This window comes from Pseudoalteromonas sp. NSLLW24 (genome assembly GCF_015864725.1).
Lineage (GTDB): Bacteria > Pseudomonadota > Gammaproteobacteria > Enterobacterales > Alteromonadaceae > Pseudoalteromonas > Pseudoalteromonas arctica.
The window spans coordinates 94,767-113,431 of sequence record NZ_JADYWQ010000011.1 but is presented as its reverse complement, the minus strand read 5'-3'; the positions used below and the strand labels follow the sequence as shown (position 1 = coordinate 113,431).

15 protein-coding genes are annotated in these 18,665 nt (G+C 39.4%); 6 read left to right on the top strand and 9 right to left on the bottom strand.

Annotated elements, in window-relative coordinates:
* The first annotated feature begins 330 nt into the window (after nucleotides 1-330).
* Complete coding sequence (locus I6E72_RS12935; protein ID WP_007587289.1) at nucleotides 331-1,545, top strand: HD-GYP domain-containing protein; 1,215 nt, start codon at nucleotides 331-333, stop codon at nucleotides 1,543-1,545.
* Here I6E72_RS12935 and I6E72_RS19755 read toward each other — a convergent pair.
* Nucleotides 1,505-1,828: a hypothetical protein gene (locus tag I6E72_RS19755; protein WP_024592106.1), complete on the bottom strand. Its 324-nt coding sequence runs from the start codon at nucleotides 1,826-1,828 to the stop codon at nucleotides 1,505-1,507. The genes I6E72_RS12935 and I6E72_RS19755 overlap by 41 nt on opposite strands.
* 283 nt (nucleotides 1,829-2,111) lie before the next feature.
* Between I6E72_RS19755 and I6E72_RS12930 the strand changes: the two genes are divergently transcribed.
* Entirely contained in the window at nucleotides 2,112-3,374 is a 1,263-nt protein-coding gene (locus I6E72_RS12930; protein WP_121954265.1) for an outer membrane protein transport protein, read from the top strand.
* 113 nt (nucleotides 3,375-3,487) lie between these two features.
* Here I6E72_RS12930 and I6E72_RS12925 read toward each other — a convergent pair whose 3' ends face one another.
* The 3 genes from I6E72_RS12925 to pepA all read right to left on the bottom strand — a co-directional run bounded on the left by I6E72_RS12925 (nucleotide 3,488) and on the right by pepA (nucleotide 8,505).
* A complete protein-coding gene (locus tag I6E72_RS12925) occupies nucleotides 3,488-6,343 on the bottom strand; it encodes a valine--tRNA ligase (RefSeq protein WP_121954264.1) in 2,856 nt (951 codons plus the stop codon).
* Nucleotides 6,344-6,396: 53 nt separating this feature from the next.
* Nucleotides 6,397-6,843: a DNA polymerase III subunit chi gene (locus I6E72_RS12920; RefSeq protein ID WP_007587285.1), complete on the bottom strand. Its 447-nt coding sequence runs from the start codon at nucleotides 6,841-6,843 to the stop codon at nucleotides 6,397-6,399.
* Nucleotides 6,844-6,993: 150 nt separating this feature from the next.
* Complete coding sequence (gene pepA / locus I6E72_RS12915; protein ID WP_007587283.1) at nucleotides 6,994-8,505, bottom strand: leucyl aminopeptidase; 1,512 nt, start codon at nucleotides 8,503-8,505, stop codon at nucleotides 6,994-6,996.
* Nucleotides 8,506-8,814: 309 nt separating this feature from the next.
* Here pepA and lptF point away from each other — a divergent pair, with 309 nt between their 5' ends.
* The gene (lptF, locus tag I6E72_RS12910; RefSeq protein ID WP_002962016.1) at nucleotides 8,815-9,927 is read left to right on the top strand and encodes an LPS export ABC transporter permease LptF; all 1,113 of its coding nucleotides are present in this window, start codon (nucleotides 8,815-8,817) and stop codon (nucleotides 9,925-9,927) included.
* Nucleotides 9,924-10,991, top strand: coding sequence for an LPS export ABC transporter permease LptG (gene lptG, locus I6E72_RS12905; RefSeq protein ID WP_007587278.1), 1,068 nt, complete (start codon nucleotides 9,924-9,926; stop codon nucleotides 10,989-10,991). Before lptF ends, lptG begins: the two co-directional genes overlap by 4 nt.
* Nucleotides 10,992-11,092: 101 nt before the next feature.
* On the opposite strand, the gene I6E72_RS12900 is transcribed toward lptG, so the two are convergent.
* The 4 genes from I6E72_RS12900 to I6E72_RS12885 form a co-directional block, all read right to left on the bottom strand.
* Nucleotides 11,093-11,593, bottom strand: a complete 501-nt coding sequence (locus I6E72_RS12900) for an RDD family protein (protein WP_024589715.1) — start codon at nucleotides 11,591-11,593, stop codon at nucleotides 11,093-11,095.
* 171 nt (nucleotides 11,594-11,764) lie between these two features.
* Nucleotides 11,765-12,529, bottom strand: coding sequence for a DUF6515 family protein (locus I6E72_RS12895; RefSeq protein ID WP_197112559.1), 765 nt, complete (start codon nucleotides 12,527-12,529; stop codon nucleotides 11,765-11,767).
* Between the two features lie 379 nt (nucleotides 12,530-12,908).
* Nucleotides 12,909-13,166 carry a hypothetical protein gene (locus I6E72_RS12890; protein ID WP_197112557.1) on the bottom strand — a complete coding sequence of 86 codons (258 nt, stop codon included), beginning with the start codon at nucleotides 13,164-13,166 and terminating at the stop codon, nucleotides 12,909-12,911.
* A gap of 398 nt (nucleotides 13,167-13,564) precedes the next feature.
* On the bottom strand, nucleotides 13,565-14,704 hold the full coding sequence (locus tag I6E72_RS12885) for an alkene reductase (protein ID WP_197112555.1): 1,140 nt from the start codon (nucleotides 14,702-14,704) through the stop codon (nucleotides 13,565-13,567).
* Nucleotides 14,705-14,784: 80 nt separating this feature from the next.
* On the opposite strand from I6E72_RS12885, the gene I6E72_RS12880 reads away from it, so the two are divergent.
* Together I6E72_RS12880 and I6E72_RS12875 are read left to right on the top strand one after the other, a co-directional pair.
* Entirely contained in the window at nucleotides 14,785-15,702 is a 918-nt protein-coding gene (locus I6E72_RS12880) for a LysR family transcriptional regulator (protein WP_197112553.1), read from the top strand.
* Nucleotides 15,703-15,882: 180 nt separating this feature from the next.
* The gene (locus I6E72_RS12875) at nucleotides 15,883-17,715 is read left to right on the top strand and encodes a tetratricopeptide repeat-containing diguanylate cyclase (protein WP_197112551.1); all 1,833 of its coding nucleotides are present in this window, start codon (nucleotides 15,883-15,885) and stop codon (nucleotides 17,713-17,715) included.
* Nucleotides 17,716-18,256: 541 nt separating this feature from the next.
* Here the strand turns inward: I6E72_RS12875 and I6E72_RS12870 are convergent.
* Nucleotides 18,257-18,490 (bottom strand): hypothetical protein, encoded by a 234-nt coding sequence (locus I6E72_RS12870; protein ID WP_121955078.1) that lies wholly within the window; start codon nucleotides 18,488-18,490, stop codon nucleotides 18,257-18,259.
* Between the last annotated feature and the right edge of the window lie 175 nt (nucleotides 18,491-18,665).

Genomic DNA, 18,665 nt, shown 5'->3' with positions numbered 1-18,665 from the left:
AAAGCAGTTGTTATTAAGTGCTGTGTATATTGAGACCGAGGCAAAACAATATTATGTTCAAGAAAGGTTAATAAAGTTCGCTTTTTTATAATGATTAGATAAATTTTATAGTTAAATCACCTGCTTTTTAGTGATAAGCAATTTAGTGTAGTTGAGATGAAAGTGTTTAATTATTAAAAAGTAAAATAATCAGAATTACAATGCAGCTCAAATAGGGCTGTAAATAATGCTTTTAGTTATATATAACTACTTACAACTCAAAAACTAGACTTTTAGGCTTAATTAATGATATTTAAGGTACATATTCCTTAATAGAAAAATCCCGCCTTTATGCTAATTACTTTGCCCGTATCTGAGCTTACTCCTGGTATGTATGTTGATAGCGTTACTAAGCAACATGAAGGGATCAATAGCATAAAAATTAAGACCAGTGGCTTAGTGCGCGATAGATCTATTATTAAGCGTTTAGTCTCTGAAGGGGTGCTTGAGCTGCTTATAGATTTTGCTAAAGGTGATGCCCCAGTTCCTGCCAAATATAAGCCTCAAAGCAAACCTAAAACATCTAATAGCCAGCAAAAAGCCGAAAAAACACCTATAGCAATCTCAATTGAACAAGAATTTGCTAAAGCGAGTGTCAATTACGATCAGCATGGCCGAAAGCTACAGTCGTTATACGGTGACTTAACATCTGGCCTGAGTGTTAATATAAAAGTGCTTGATGAAATAGCCAGCGAAATAGTCAGCTCAGTTTTTCGTAACGCCAACGCCATGACTATTCTTACTCGTATAAAAGATAAACACAGCTATAACTGGCGGCATATGATCAACTGCGCCATTTTTACCGCTGTATTTGCTAAATACTTAGGGTACAAAATGGCTGTTGTGCAAGAGCTTGCTATGGGCGCGTTACTTCATGATTTAGGCCAAGCTAAATTACCGCAGGGTATATTTTCAAAGCCAACTAAGGTTACTAATAATGAGCTCTTAGCGATTAAAAAGCATGTAGCGCAAGGTTTGGGTTTAGTTAAAGGCGAGAAGGGTATAACACCCCTTATGCTTGATATGATAGTGAATCATCATGAGCGCTTAGATGGCTCTGGTTATCCGCGAGGCCTACAGGCAGAGAAGTTAAGTCGTCCAGCGCGTATAATGGCAATTGTAGATGTGTACGATGCAATGACTGCCGATAGAATGCATCAAGATGGTGATGAACCAATCAACGCATTGCGGTACTTATTAGCCAATAAGCAATTGTTTGATGGTGAGTTAGTACAGCGTTTTATAAAGTGTTTAGGGGTTCATCCGGTAGGAACTATTGTAAAATTAACGAATGAACGTTTAGCCTTAGTGCTTGAAGGGAACGTATTAAATCCTATTAAACCTAAAATTAAGCTATTTTATAATGCTAAGCACAATCATCATGTTACACCGAAAGACATCGATTTAAGTGAGCACACCCAAGAGCTTAAAATACTATCAAGTGTTAAGCCCTTAGATTATCAGATTAATTTGTCTCGCCTGCTAAAAGAGCATTTGTTGAACTAGTTTTACTGCATTGCCTTTTTTTAGTTTGTTTTGCAGAAATAAACGCACCCAAAAAGCAATTTCCCATCAGTGTTAACCATAACAAAGTGCCTAGCTCTACGTGCAATGCAAAACAACACAGCGCTAAAGAGATCAACGCATTTAACATTGCCCCTAACCAATAATGGTTTACGGGGTTATCGCATTGTCCTGCTTGAGTACATGCGCAGTAGTTTGCTTTGTAAAAGCAAAACACACTCGCCCCACAAAATATTAGCCCTGTAATAATAAATAAAATGATCACAGTTTTACTTCCATTGCGATTTTATAATGAGTGTAAGTTGCTACTAATTTCAAGTCAATCTAAATGATAATTAATTACATTTAGAGTGTTTACTCTAATACCACACTTCTCATCCGATGAGTTTTAAATAGTTGTTAAAATGTCGTTAAAAAACATGTTTTTTACTGTCTTTTGACGTATTCATAGAGTTTTTTACAAAAAATTAAGGTAGTGTAATCACGTTTTAAATCCTAATAACAACACACATAGTACCCAGACAGTCAGTTTGGTTAAGGACTCAACAATGAAATTTTCTAAAACTCTTATTGCAGCTTCGCTTGCATTTGTTTCAGCTGATAGCTTTGCAGCTGCGTTTCAATTATCAGAGCAAAATGCATCGGGTTTAGGCCGTGCATACGCTGGTGAAGCTTCTATCGCAGACGACGCGTCTGTAGTTGCACGTAACCCTGCACTAATGACTTTATTTAAAGAAAAGCAACTAAGTGTTGCTGCTATTGGTGTAATTCCAGATGTAAGTATTGAAGGCGAAAGTACTAATAACGGTATTGACCCAAGTGCATTAGATGACGACAGCATTGCACCAAGTGCTGTAGTACCTGCTATTTACTTTACTATGCCTTACAACGATAAAGTATCGATTGGTTTTGGTGCATTTTCTAACTTTGGTTTATCTACAGAGTTTAACGACGAATACGTTGCTGGCCAAATTGCTGGCGAAACAGAAATCTTTACTGTTAACCTTAATGCAAGCGTTGCTTATAAAGTAACTGAGCAATTCAGCTTTGGTATTGGTTTAAACGCTATTTATGCTGATGCAACTGTTATTCGTAAAGTGGGTGCTAATGCAAGCGGTATTGATTTTGGTGCTGATGCTGTAAACCTTCAAGGTGATGATACTGGTTTTGGTTTAAACGTTGGTTTAATGTACCAGCTAGATGATAACAGCCGTTTTGGTTTTAACTATCGCAGCGAAACAGACATCACATTTGATGGTGACTTCTCAAACGAGTTACCAGTAGGCGGTACTGGTGGTGCTAAGCTTCCAGGTGCAGTTGATCTAACACTACCAGCTATTGCTGAGTTTTCTGGCTCACATCAGCTAGATGACAAGTTAGGCTTACATTACAGTGTATTATGGACAGGTTGGAGCAGCTTTGAATCACTAGAAGCACAAGTAACGTTACCAACAGGTGATAAGTTTGTTGCGTTTGAAAAGCAAGAGCAGTTTGATGACTCTTTCAGATACTCTGTAGGTGCTGATTACCAATACAACGAAGATTTACTACTTCGTGCCGGTGTTGCATTTGATGAGTCTCCAGTATCGCAAACACACCTTTCTATCTCTATTCCAGATACAGATCGCTTTTGGTTCTCGTTTGGCGGTAACTACACAATTGATCAAAACTCTAACGTTGACCTTGGTGTAAGTATCATCCGTGGTAAAACACAAACGTTCACAGAAGCTGATGACTCGGGCAGCCAGTGGGGCTTCGAATCTAAAGGCCACGCGGTATTACTTGGCGCTCAGTACAACTACAAGTTTTAATGTAGAAGTGTCTTGTGGTTAATCACAGGGCACAAAAAAGCCGCTCACTTTAATTAAAGTGAGCGGCTTTTTTAATGCCTATTAAATAGTGTTAATAGGCATAATAACTAAAATTATAAGCTTTCTATTTTAGTTTTTTGCTCAAGTAGCTTAGTTTTAGCATCGCTAAATTCAGCCAGTTTTGCATTTTCTTTAGCAAGTACCGCTTCAGGTGCGTTGTTTACAAACTTTTCGTTAGCAAGTTTGTTTTGCACTTGTGCTAGGCCTTTTTCTGCTTTTTCGAGTTGCTTATTAATACGCGAAAGCTCGGCTTCCACATCAATTAAGCCCGCCATTGGGATCATTATCTCAAGGTTGCCAACATAAGACGTTGCACACGCAGGTGCCCCGTCTTTGTTTTCAAGCATTGTAAACTCTTCAATTTTTGCAAGTGATGCTAAAAATGATTTGTTTTCTTCAATGCGTCGCACGTCGTCGCTCGATGCATTAGCAAGTAATACGCTAAGTGGTTTACTTGGACTAATATCCATTTCACCACGAATATTACGAATAGCTAAAATGAATTGTTTAACCCACTCCAAGTCATCCATCGCTTTAGCATCAACGCTTGCTTCATTATATACAGGGAACGGCTGAACCATAATGCTGGTGTTTGCTGTTTCAAGGCCTGCAAGTGGTGCAACACGCTGCCAAATAGTTTCAGTGATGTATGGCATCATTGGGTGCATTAAACGCAGTAAGCTTTCAAGTACGGTAATAAGTGTATTACGTGTACCACGTTGCTGCGCTTCATTGCCTTTAAATAATACCGGCTTAGTTAGCTCTAAGTACCAATCACAAAACTGGTTCCAAGTGAATTCGTAAAGCGTGTTAGCAGCTAAGTCAAAACGGTAGTTATCTAAATGCTCTGTATAGGTTTTAACGGTTGCTTCATATTGACCTAAAATCCAGCGGTCAGCTAATGAAAGCTCCGTTTGAGCACCGTTTGCAAAACCACAGTCTTGCTCTTCTGTATTCATTAATACGTAACGGCTCGCGTTCCATAATTTGTTACAGAAGTTACGGTAACCTTCAAGGCGGTTCATATCCCAGTTAATATCACGACCGGTAGATGCCATTGCAGCAAGGGTAAAGCGAAGGGCGTCGGTGCCGTGTGCTTCAATACCGCCTGCAAATACTTTACGCGTATCTTTTTCGATTTTAGCGGCAAGTTTTGGCTGCATCATGTTACCAGTACGTTTTTGTACTAGGTCTTCAAGTTCAATGCCGTCAATCATGTCTAGTGGGTCAAGTACGTTACCTTTTGACTTAGACATTTTATCGCCATTGTCGTCACGTATTAAGCCAGTTACATATACGGTTTTAAACGGAACTTGTGGTTTGCCATTTTCGTCTTTTACAAAGTGCAGCGTCATCATAATCATGCGTGCAACCCAGAAGAAAATAATATCAAAACCAGTTACCAACACGTCAGACGGGTGGAAGGTTTTTAAATCATCGGTATTTTCTGGCCAACCTTGTGTAGAGAAAGTCCAAAGCGCTGATGAGAACCACGTATCAAGTACGTCTTCGTCTTGGCTTAGCGTTACGTTATCTGTAATGTTGTTTTCACGGCGTACTTCAGCTTCGTCGCGACCAACAAATACGTTACCTTCATTGTCGTACCAAGCTGGGATACGATGACCCCACCAAAGCTGGCGTGAAATACACCAATCTTGTACGTCGTTCATCCACGAGAAGTACATGTTTTCGTATTGCTTAGGTACAAATTGAATATCGCCGTTTTTAACAGCGTCTTTTGCCGGTTCAGCAAGTGGTGCAACACGTACATACCATTGATCGGTAAGTAGTGGCTCAATTACAACACCAGAGCGATCGCCGTAAGGAACCGTTAAACCATGGTCTTCAATTTTTTCAAGTAAGCCAAGTTCTTCAAATTCTGCCACAATTGCTTTACGCGCTGCAAAACGATCAAGGCCGCGCAAGCGCTCAGGAATTGGCGCATCAAACTCAAGCTCTTTACCGTCAAAGGTGTATGTTTCACCTTGGGTAAGAATAGCGGCGTCTTTATCGAAAATGTTGATCATCGGCATTTGATGACGCTTGCCCACTTCGTTATCGTTAAAGTCGTGCGCTGGGGTTATTTTTACACAACCCGTACCTTTATCTTTATCGGCATGTTCATCAGCAACAATTTTAATACGACGATTAACGATTGGTAATAAAATCTCTTTACCGATTAAATCTATGTAGCGTTCGTCATCTGGGTTTACTGCAACACCCGAGTCGCCAAGCATGGTTTCTGGACGGGTTGTAGCTACTACAATGTAGTCTTTTCCGTCTTGTGTTGTAACGCCATCAGCTAGTGGGTAACGTAAGTTCCACATGTGGCCTTGCTTGTCTTTATTTTCAACTTCAAGATCAGAAATAGCCGTGTGTAATTTTGGATCCCAGTTTACTAGGCGTTTGCCTCGGTAAATTAGGTTTTCTTTGTGAAGGCGTACAAACACTTCTTTAACGGCTTCAGATAGGCCATCGTCCATGGTAAAGCGTTCACGATCCCAATCAACCGATGCGCCAAGGCGACGAAGTTGCTTGGTAATAGTGCCGCCCGATTCTTTTTTCCATTCCCAGATTTTATTAATAAAATCTTCGCGGCCTAAATCGTGGCGTGTTTTGCCTTCTTCGGCATGCAGTTTACGCTCAACTAACATTTGCGTTGCAATACCTGCGTGGTCAGTACCTACTTGCCATAATGTGTTGTTACCTTGCATACGTTTAAAACGCGTTAGGGTATCCATTATTGTATCTTGGAAGGCGTGGCCCATGTGTAAGCTACCAGTGACATTTGGCGGCGGGATCATAATTGAATATGGTACGCCTTTGCCAGATGGCTTAAAGTAGCCTTTTTGTTCCCAGTCTTGATATAGAGACTGTTCAATATCTTGCGGATTGTAGGTTTTATCCATTACACAGAACCTTAAATAAGTACTTAAATTAGTTGGTTAGTTTGCCTGATTGGCTAGCTATTAATATCTTGCGTGGTGAGATTGGCACCGAGTTGGCGTAGCTTTTTAAAACGCTCGCGGGCTGCTTGTTTAGCCGCTGCTTCTACGGGTACAAAATCAAAAACTTGGTTAAACCGACGAATGTAATCCGGTAACTGAGTAGCCAAGTTAATTAAAACTTTACGATTGCCAACAGGTGGCGTAATACCAATTTCTACAGGTGCGCCGCCTTTAGGGCCTTCACCTTGTAAATTATGTGGCACAAAACTATCTGGATCGAATGCCCAAATTATTTCATCAATGGCACAGGCTGCTTCGTTATCGTTAACACAAATAAACACACGCTGCCCATTTCGATACTGATCGGCCGCAATTTGAGCAGCCAAAGCAAAATGATCGTCAGCCTTCGCTTTAGACTCATCTTGTTGCTTTAGAACGAAAAATTTAGCGTTCATGTTCATTGTATCGGGGTTTCCCATGACATTGAATGCATACCAAATTGATATACATAAATTAAGAGGCAGATTTTGCCATATAACGGGGTTTGCTTCAATTAATACACAAATAAATAAGGCGCCAAACGGCGCCTTATAAGTAGCTAAACAGTGTGTTTAATCTTGAGCAGCTTCACTTACGCCAGCTCTATTTAATAAATACTGAGTAAGCATTGGTACAGGACGACCCGTTGCGCCTTTTTTAGCGCCACTGCGCCACGCTGTACCGGCAACATCTAAATGGGCCCAATGATACTTTTTAGTAAATTTAGACAAGAAACATGCCGCAGTAATAGTACCCGCAGAGCGTCCACCTAAGTTTGTAAAGTCAGCAAATGGGCTTTCTAGTTGGTCTTGATAGTCATCCCATAACGGTAACTGCCACGCACGGTCACCACTTTGCTCAGACGCTTTTAATAAATCGTGTGCAAGTGGGTTATGGTTTGATAGTAAACCAGTCGCATGCGCGCCAAGGGCTACAATACAAGCGCCAGTAAGTGTTGCTACGTCAATAACCGTATCTGGATTAAAACGTTCAACGTACGTTAGTGCGTCGCACAATACTAAACGACCTTCAGCGTCGGTGTTTAACACTTCAACTGTTTGCCCCGACATTGTTGTTAAAATATCACCTGGGCGATACGCGTTTGAGCCAGGCATGTTTTCACAGCCAGCTAAAACACCAATAACGTTAATTGGCAATTGCATTTGTGCAAGTGCACGCATTGCGCCAATAACACCTGCAGCGCCGCCCATGTCGTATTTCATTTCGTCCATGCCTTCGCCTGGTTTTAATGAAATACCGCCTGAGTCAAACGTTAAGCCTTTACCAACAAGTACAATAGGGGCTTGGTCGTCAGCGGCGCCTTTGTAGTTAATAATCGACATAATTGATTCGTTATCACTACCTCGGCCAACAGCTAGGTAAGAATTCATGCCTAGTTCTGCCATTTGCTTTTCGCCAATAATATCAACAGTGATGTTGTCAAAATTAGTTGCCAACTCTTGTGCTTGCTCGCCTAAGTACACTGGGTTACAAATATTTGGTGGCATATTAGCCACGTCTTTACACAGCTTACTACCTGCAGCAATGGCTAAACCATGCTCAATGGCACTTTCGCCAATCGTTAGTTCGCGTCGTGTTGGTACGTTAAACACCATTTTACGAAGTGGACGACGAGGGTCTACTTTTTTACTTTTTAATTGGTTAAACGTATATAAGCAATCTTGCGTTGTTTCTACTGCTTGACGAACTTTCCAGTAAGTGTCGCGACCTTTAACGTGTTGCTCTGTTAAAAAGCAGACTGCTTCCATAGAGCCTGTTTCGTTTAAGGTATTAATAGTTTTAGAAATAATTTGTTTATATTGCTTATCATCAAGCTCGCGCTCTTTACCACAACCAACAAGCAATATGCGCTCGCTTAATACATTGGGTACATGATGCAATAATAAAACTTGGCCTGGCTTACCTTCTAAGTCGCCACGGCGAAGTAAATTAGAGATATAGCCATCACTAATTTTATCGAGTTGTTCACCAATGGGGGATAACCTACGTGGCTCGTAAACGCCAACCACAATACATGCGCTGCGCTGTTTTTCTGGGCTACCACTTTTTACGTTAAATTCCATTGTCACTCCTGATTTTGAGTCATTTAAGTTAGTAAGTTGGGGCTAAAAAAGTATTTTCTAGTCTTATCTACGTAACTTATGTGCGGATAATTTTAATTTTAGCTGATTTTGCTAGACTCTTACTGTGTAATTGAACTTTATATGCTTAAGGGCTACTAATGCAACATTATATCGTGCACTTAGGTAGGATAATTAAATTTGATGGCTTATAATAATAGCCTATTTGCCGGTATTAATTGGGTAAAATAGCTATTTAACTATTCAATTCTCACTATCGTAGTGAAATTCCATGTTTAACAGGGGCGAGCATTGCTAATTTTCCGTTATTTGACCGCTGAGGTTTTAAAATCGCAGGTCGCCGTATTTTTAACTTTAATGACAATCTTTTTGTCACAAAAGTTAGTTGGTATTTTAGGTGATGCCTCTGAGGGCAGCATTCCTGCTAAATTAGTGCTATCGATGATTGCACTAAAGCTTCCACAACTGGCCTCGCTAATACTTCCGCTGAGTATATTTTTAGGCATTATTTTGGCTTACAGCCGTATTTACGCCGATAGCGAAATGACCGTCCTTAAAGCCTGTGGCGTAAGTGAATGGTATGTTGTGCGCGTAACGCTTATATCAAGCGTTGGGCTTGCCATATTAGCCGCTGCATTGACTATGTATATAGCGCCGTGGGCAAGCGAGCAAGAGTATCAATTGAAAGAACAAGCCAAAGCCGATGCGGGGTTATCTGCGCTCAGAGCTGGGCGGTTCCAAGAAACCGGTAACGAAAAAGCCGTGGTGTTTATTCATAATATTGAAAAAGGCGGCAAAGAGCTCAATAAGGTATTTGTTGCACAGTTACCTGATAGCGAAAAAGGCAATCTAGCGCGCTTAGTATATGCAGAGCAAGGTGTTGTGGTTGAAGCCGTAAATGGTGAGCAACAGCTAGTACTAACAGACGGTAAACGTTACGAAACAGACGGCACAACGCCTGCACTTAATTTAACAGAATTTGATGGTTACAGCGTACAAATACGAGAGCAAGAAATAGAGCATCAACGCCGTAAATTAGAGGCTGTGCCAACTAACCAATTATTGGCTATAAACACTCCTGAATCTATTGCTCAATGGCAATGGCGACTCGCTATTCCGTTATCAATCCCGCTACTTACCTTACTGGCAGTACCGCTAAGTGTGGTTAATCCTCGCCAAGGTAAATTTGCAAAACTAGTGCCTGCTATTAGCTTGTACTTAGGCTACTTTATTTTACTAAATGCCGCTAAATTTGCAGTTGAAGATGGCAAAATCCCGCCTTCAATCGGCTTGTGGTGGATTCATCTAAGTGCCTTGTTTATAGGTGGGTTATTAATTATAAAAGGGCGACCACTGGGCGCTTGGCTTAAAGCCGTAGTAACTAAGCGGGAGTTAGGCTCATGATGAAAACGCTTGATTGGTATTTAGGCCGCAGTATTTTACAAACTACCGGCTTTGCATTGTTGGTACTTGTTGGTATTAGCACCTTAATTAAATTTATCGACCAGTTAAAGTCGGTAGGGCGCGGCAGTTACGACTTAATGACCGCAATGCTTTACACGCTTTACACAATACCTGGCGATTTAGTGGTGTTTTTTCCGATGGCTGCGCTAATTGGTGGCTTAACGGGTTTGGGGGCACTTGCCTCAAACAGTGAGCTGGTAGTGATGCAAGCCGCTGGTATGTCGCGCTTACAAATAATTGGTTCAGTGATGAAAACGGCCATATTTATGGCTGTATGCATGATGGCACTTGGCGAATGGGGTGCACCTGAAGCGCAATTACACGCTAAAGAAATGCGAAACCAAGCAATACATGGCGGCGATGTGTTTAATACACAAAAAGGTGTATGGGCTAAAGACGGCAATAATTTTATTAATATTGAAGATGTTGATGAAAACGGCAGGCTCAACGGGGTACACATGTACCACTTTGATAAATCGTTAGAGCTTACCCAAATTACTAAAGCAAGAGATGCACTAAGCCGAAAAGAAGGCTGGCTACTTCGTGACGTAAATAAGGTTATTATTACTAGCGAAAAAACCACAACAGAGCAATTACCAGAAGAGTTTTACCCTTCGCAACTCACAGCTGAAAAGTTAGGGGTTGTTTCGGTAAAACCGGAGTCACTTTCATTTACTGGGCTTTGGTCGTATTTAAGTTACTTAGAGCAAAACGAACAAGACACAAGTACCTACGAGCTTGCTCTATGGCGTAAGTTGATGCAGCCAGTATCTGTTGCGGTAATGCTGCTGGTGGCGCTCTCGTTTATATTTGGCCCGCTGCGTACCGTTACTATGGGCGCACGTATTATTATGGGAGTTGTAACGGGGATTGTGTTTCACTTAACTAATGAAATATTTGGCCCTGTAGTTATGGTTTACCAAATACCTGCCATTATAGGGGCGGTATTACCCAGTATTATATTTATAGGCTTTGCGACATATTTGATGAATAAACGGGTATAGAGTACCAATTCAAAGCATTAAAAAGGGTGACCACTGGTCACCCTTTTTGCTTTTTAATTACTGCTTAATTACCGCTTAACTCACGATTCGAAAAGTTGGTATTAATCAAGCTCACTATAAATACGTCTGTTTTCTTCTTTAGTAAGTGCAATAACTTCTGTTTTAGAGATGTAATCTTGCAGTGCTTTTTTGTTTTTAAAATCTACTAACACCACCAAATTACCTAAACCGAGTAAAGCGCTAACGCTGCGGATAATTGATTGTGGCCAGCTAATTAAATTACCCTCAATAGTTTGTACTTTTAAACGCCATGCACGCATGCCAATGGTTTGCCCGCTTTTAGTCCAAAAGTAGCCAAAAAATACTAAGGTAACAATAATTAAAAGAGCGGTACGAATACCCGAAAGAAGATTTGAATTTTGAATAAAGGCAGATACATCCTCTGCGCCATTTAAACTAATTACATCGAGAGAAATAAGCCCTTGTACTGCAAATAAATACAGCACTACAGTTAACATCGCAAACGCAATAATGGCTAACGTATCGTAAACTAACGACGCAAAACGGCGCCAAAAACCAGCACGTGGAAACTCACCCGACATAAATACACTCTCACTATTAATATGCGAGCTAGTTTAGCAAAAAAGCTTACAAATACTAAGACATGTTAATGTTTAGAGAGGGAATTGATTTTATTGCTTTAAGTTATTACCTACAGGGGAAATGAAAAAGACCCTGCTATTGGTAGCAAGGCCTTTTAATTTATAGCGGATTTAACCTAGCTTGATAGCAAGGTATTTTATGTCGTCACCACTTATTTGCGGTAAAAAATAAATATCGCCGTATTTAAAATACTGCTGCGAGTTAATTATTACGGCCTGTGCTGCCTGAGGCAATGAATCGTAAGTTTGGCCCAAGCTATAATCATTCACATTCCCCACTTTTATTGCCTGATTAAGACGGGTTGGTGGCTCATCAACCACTGTATAACCGTCATTATTTGCGACGTAATACACGTTTTGATATGTGTAGTAGGTGGTATTGTGATGCTTAAAATGCCTGTAATTTCTTGGTAGCGTATTTATACGCAGGCCTCTAGGTGGCGTAACTACATGGTAGCCTCTTTTAGCTTTACGGTAGTAAAGGCCGTCGTTAAACGTAAACGAAATACCATTAAATCTAATCGATGCGCTATTGCGTGGTAAATGGTTTATAAATCGATTTTGTCTGTAAGCGACTGAATTATGATGGTTTGTTAAGTAGTTATATTTGCGCTGGTTGTAGCGGTATTGTTCACGCTTTTCCTGCTTGTACTTAGCAAGTTTACGTTTTTCTTGCTTACGGTCTTCTCGTTTTTCTTTTTTATGCTCAATACGCTGCTTTTTTTCATGGCGGCGTTCATCGCGTTTATATTCAACACGTTTGTCGTGGTCACGTTTAAAGCTTTTATCATTCTCTCGCTCGTTTTGTGCTCCAAGCGCAGAGCCTGATACTGCGCCAATGGCGAGCAGTGCAGGTAGTAAAAAAGTAAGTTTCATAGTATTGCCTCGTTTATGTTTTTACATAACTGGGTTCAATACTAGCGGTTCAAACTGAATGTTAACTGACATACAACAGCAAACGGAGCTATGCTTACAGCTTTTTACATTTTACTGACGGTTCTTGACATAATATCTAGTTTTTGACGATTTTTAAGGGTAATTCTGTTCTTTTTAAGGGGGGTTATTACGAGAGATATTTTAATAATACTGCTATTAAATTATATATTTGGACTTTTTTGTTGTGCTTAGAAAACGTTATTTCCGTGCATTTTTAGATGGGAAAATACCAATAATAGAGTTTAAATGGTGTAAAAAGCTAAGTTTGCGGCGCGTTGTTTATTGCCGCAAACATGACTTTATATTTTAAAGTGCGCATTTATCTTTTAATAAATTTAAGGCTAGGGTGATACGTTATGGTATTAACTTTAACAAATGCTGTGTTATTAACGTTTCTTTTAACAACTTTAACTGGAACATACTTGATTACCTTAGTCTGGTTAATTTTTTTCAGTTCTCGTTTTAGCTGAACCTTTTTATATTCTTGCTTTGCATATCTATCATGTGGTGCTGCAAATGCAGAACTAGATAAAGTGCCCATAACTAATAGTGCAGGTAGTATAAATGTAAGTTTCATAATATTGCCTCGTTTGTGGTTAACATGGCTAGTATTGACGTTTGAAACTGAATGCCAACTGCATGCAGGGCAACTGTAGGGAGGCTTTACACCCTTTTACTTATCTTTACTATTCTTGACGCTAATACCAATCCGCAGTAATACTTAATCAATTTGAGAGATTCAATCTAACGCTAACTCTATTAAAAAATGACTGATATATGGCTGCATAAATGTAGAAGGTAGAGAAATGAAAGAGCAATTGTCGAGAACAACTAATAACAAAGTTTTAGCTGTGTTATCAACACCGTTTTCTTACCTCAAAACAGGTAGCTTAATTAAGCTACCTGGTATAAAACCGTATCGGTTCTATACCAATACCAATCCTTATCCCATATATCGTTTAGAGTTTAGGTTGGCTACTTTTGATAAAAAGGATAATCGCTATAACCTACTTCAGTACCGCCATACATAGTGGCTGCATCGGCCTCGTTAAACGTCCAATTATTCGCTATACGCTCTGGTAAATCAGGGTTAGCTATAAATGGGCGACCAAATGCAAATAAGTCACCGTAACCTTCACCTAAAATACGTACCGCTTTTTCTACTGTGTATTTACCAGCATAAATAATGCGACCTGAAAATTCAGCTCGTACTGCTTTATAAAATTCTTGTGGTAAATCAGGAGCATTTTCCCAATCAGCTTCCGCTATTGATAAGTAAGCAATACCTGCTTGCTCAAGCACTTTAACGGCTTGTACATAAGTATGATGAGGGTTTGATTCAACAAGTCCTAGATACACTCGTGTTTCATCTGTGCTTTCAAATAAAGGAGCAAAGCGAACACCTAAACGATCAGAGCCTACAACGTCACTTACCGCTTCAACTATCTCTTTTAAAAAGCGCAGGCGATTACTAAGCGTTCCACCGTATTGATCGTCACGGTTATTAGTATGTTCAGAAATAAACTGATTAACTAAATACCCGTTAGCACAATGAAGCTCTACGCCATCAAAGCCTGCTTCTAGAGCATTACGTGCAGCTTGCGCATACATGTTTACCAGTTCGCCAACTTCAGTTGTTGTTAGTGCACGAGGCTCACTTGGGTCAGCCAATGCGCCTTCACCAGGTGCGGTTTCAATAAATACTTTTACGTTGTCAGCAATAATATCTGAAGGGCCAACCGGTTTACCTGAATTTGGTTGTAGCGTGGTGTGCGATACGCGCCCTACATGCCAAAGCTGAGCAAAAATAACACCGCCTTTAGCATGTACTGCATGTGTTACTTTTTTCCAGCCTTCAATTTGTGCTTGCGAGTGAATACCTGGGGTCCAAGCATAACCTTGTCCACGAGGTTCTATTTGTGTGCCTTCGGTAACCATAAAACCAGCCGATGCCCGCTGCGCATAATACTCAGCCATTAATTCATTAGGAATATTGCCAGGCTGAGTGCTGCGAGAGCGAGTAAGAGGTGGCATCACAATACGGTTTTTAAGTGTAAAAGGGCCAAGCTCAATTGGTGAGAATAAAGGGGCGGTATTAACTAATTCTGATTTCATTTTAAATTCTCTTATAAAGCAAACAAAGGCTTAAATAGTGGTTAAGCAACATTGGCAGCATAGAGATTTAAGGATACAATTTGAAACAACACTTTTTTGTGCAGCATACAATTATGAATGGTATTAGTCGGCTCGATATAAAACAGTTAAGAGTACTCAGTAGCTTATTAGAACTGCAAAATCTTTCGCAAGTAGCCAAAAAAATGGGGTTAACGCAACAAGCTATTAGTGAGCAACTACGAAAACTACGAGACTTATTTGACGATCGCTTGTTTATTCGCCAAGGTAATAACATGGTTGCTACTCCTAAAGCGCAAGGACTCAAGGCGCCTGTTAATCATATTTTAAAGCAATTAGAATCGTTACTAGAGCCCGAGCTGTTTAGTCCGCAAACTTATAAAGGTGTGTTTACCATAAGCGCAACCGACTACGCCACGCAGGCTTTATTGCCGCAATTATTTAATATTACCCGCCGCGAAGCGCCAGGTTTAAAGCTGATTGTGCGCGACTTTGCATCCGACAACGTTAATCAACTTATAACGGCAGGCGAGCTTGATTTATTGATTAGCTTTCCAGAATTTATACCCGACAACCTTTCTTATATCACTTTGTTTGAAGAACAGCATTTGTGTATTACCGGTATAGGTAACACTACTTACACTGAGCCTTTGAGTTTGGCGCAATTTGCAAAGCATTCACAGCTAGTGGTGTCGCCATCGCGCGCTAATTTGCGTGGTTCGCACGATCAGTGGTTTGAAAGCCAAGGGCTAAAACGTAATATTGTAATGTCGGTACCGAGTTTTTCAGCGGTGCCCGATATTTTACATACTACTGATATGCTAGCGTTTTACCCATCAAGATTATTACCAAACAGCAAAGTTAAACAGCTAAAAATAGAAGCTCTGCCTCCTGCATTTAAAGTAATAGCCGCATGGCATCCTCGTACTAATAACAGTCCAATTCATAAATGGTTGATAGAGCAGCTGCAAAACTTATAACAGTAAACTTTAATGCAAGTATTAATGTAAGTATTAATGTAAGTATTAATGTAAGTATTAATGTAAGTATTAAAGCAAATACTGTTACCATAATTAACGATGGTTATTAAAGATTGTCGTCAGCTAATTGCAGTGTCCTTCAATTGTGTTTTAAGTGCGGTAAAGGAATTATAAAGCTAAATGTTTAAGTTATTTTTTGGTGTTTTTTGCTGTCTACTTTGTTTCGGCACTTTGGCTAACGCAGTAAAAGAAGATGTTGAAAAAATACTAAGTGGTCATTTAACGAGTAATCAAAGTCGTGGGCTTATGGATAAGTTAGAGCGCAACCTACCTTATCCTTCTGTGCTCGATACTGCTCGAGTTAAAACTGTAAAGTGTTGGTTTTATGACCCCCAAAATGACAAGAATCATATAGCATTAAATGATTTACTGTCAGATGCTAATCAAGCAATCAAAAAAGCTGACTCCCCTAAATTAAAACTCGATTTACAAACATGCCAGGCATTTAATTTATACCAACAAGGAAAAGTAAGTGCGGCCACTTCAATGACCAAAAATGTTATTAGTGACACCTCTAAAAATCCAGAACTTTATTACCAACATGCGACAGCTAACTTAATTTTAGGAAGGATTTTTCGTTCGCAAGGCTCGTATCAGCAAGCTTTTTTAGCATTTCAGCAAGCTTATAATTCCTTTGAACAAGGCGGCTTTTCTTACGACAAAGCGCTCATACTTAAAGAGATAGGGCTTATTCATGCCGATCTTCACAATTTTTTGCTGGCTGAAGAACAATTACAAAGAGCGATTAATGAGCTGACAAATTACAATGAGCAAGAGTGGTACATAGCCACAGATATCCTAGCCCAGGCTTATGAAGCTCAAGGTAATTACCAAAAAGCGGTAATGCTGTACAACAGTATACTCCCAGCCGTTACTAAGTATGAAGACGATGAAGGGAGTGCTTACCTACTCTTTAAAATCGCACAAATAAATATTCAATTAAATGAGCTGCAAGAGGCTAAACAATACTTAAATCAAGCTAGGGATTTAACGCTAAATAGTGAGTGGATTAAATTTATTCAATCAATAACAACAGCTGAGTGGTTAATTAAAAAGGGCCGCCTAGATGAAGCAGAACTTCTTTATTTAGATTTTGAACAAAATAGTTCTCAAGTATGGTCAGTTGACTCTTTAACTCGTTTTTTAGAATTTAAGCGTGAATTAGCAGTGCAAAAAAGTAATTATCAGCAAGAAGCCTTAGCTCAAAGAGAGTTATTAAAAATCGCAGATAAAAAAGTGCAAGAAATTGCAGATAATACATTACTTTCTCAACGTTTAGCATTTGATTGGGAACAGCAAAAACGAGAAATAACAAGGCTAAAAGAATCGTCAGAGGTAAAAGAGCAGTTATTAAATTTAGCTAATGAAAAAGCATTTTGGCAAATCGAATCGTTGCTATTTTCTATTGGGTTAATATTGATTTTAGCTTACATAACTTATAAACAAACTCAGCATAAACAGCGATTCAAAACACTTGCATTAAAAGACGAATTAACAGACATCGCTAATCGTAGAGCAATATTTGCATTTAAATACAACGCGATTAAAAAAAGCGAGTTTTTAGGAAGCGCGTGTTCATTAATTGTTATTGATATAGACCACTTTAAACAAGTAAACGATACATACGGACATGATATTGGCGATGAAGTTATTATCTCTACTGTTAAATTTATAGAAAAAAACATTCGTCAAACAGATTGCGCAGGTAGGGTCGGCGGAGAAGAATTTTTAGTTGTTTTACCTAATACAGCACTTAGTTTTGCGCATGAAGTTGCCCAGCGTATACGCGAAAATATTGAGAATGTTACTCATACCTCACTCCATATAAAATCAACAGTAAGTATTGGTGTAGTAGAAGTTAAAGCGGGCGAAGCCCCAAAAGATGCATCTCGACGAGCTGATGGAAAATTATACGCAGCTAAAAATGCAGGCCGTAATAAAGTAATGGTTTAATAACTCAATAATTATTGAGTTATTAAACGGCTAGTAATTTTTATTTATTATTGAAAAATATAGCAAGCTAATTCACTTAATGTAATGGTACGAATTAGGCATAATTAAATGGTTTATTTTAAAAAGCACTCAACCGGTTTTTTACTTGCACACTTGCTGCATGTAGCAGCCAGCCAAGCTATCAAGATAATGGCATATTGCACAGCGAGATCTCTATAAGTAAATACAGCGCACAAGCTGATATGCAACACGCGACTCATAACACAAACAGGCCTGCCAATATTGGCTGCGGTTTAGGGCTGGAGTTAAGCAAAAAAATAATAAAATGGCACGATGAGTATATCAAGTAAGCGACATGCTAGGGCATCATGAAGTGCTGGTCGATTTTAGTTAACGAGCTTTTTTAATACTTAGATTTGAAATATAAAAACCGCGCTAAGGCACTTTTAAAAAAGCTTTAGCGCGGTTTTTTTACATTCAAAAATATTTAATTTAACGCTGAGAATATAAAAACTTAGTGATTTACTTAGCAAAGTATCTGTTAGCGAGCCCTGCAATGCCAATGATCATCATGTTTAGTGCAGGCTTGTTTTGTGGGCTTGGCTTTTACGATCACAATGCTTGGAGAGTTGTGCTCAGTTACTAAAACAGGCGTAACTACTTTAACTGCTTTTTTATGTGGTTTATGCGCACTGGGACTATGTTGATATACAGTGCAGCCACTCATGGTAAATGCTATTGCTGCTACGCTAATAATTTTTAAAGATAAGTTCATAGGTATTTATCCTCTTTGGCTTTGTATAAGCTTTAAGATAAATCTTTTTTTGTATAGTGCTGTCAATAAACGTAAGTGGAGTGTAAATGTTGCTAATGTTCACTAAGGCAATAGCGCATTTAAAGCTAATGCCTTTGTATTTGAATATTAGATTTGCACAAAAAAGTAAGGCCTA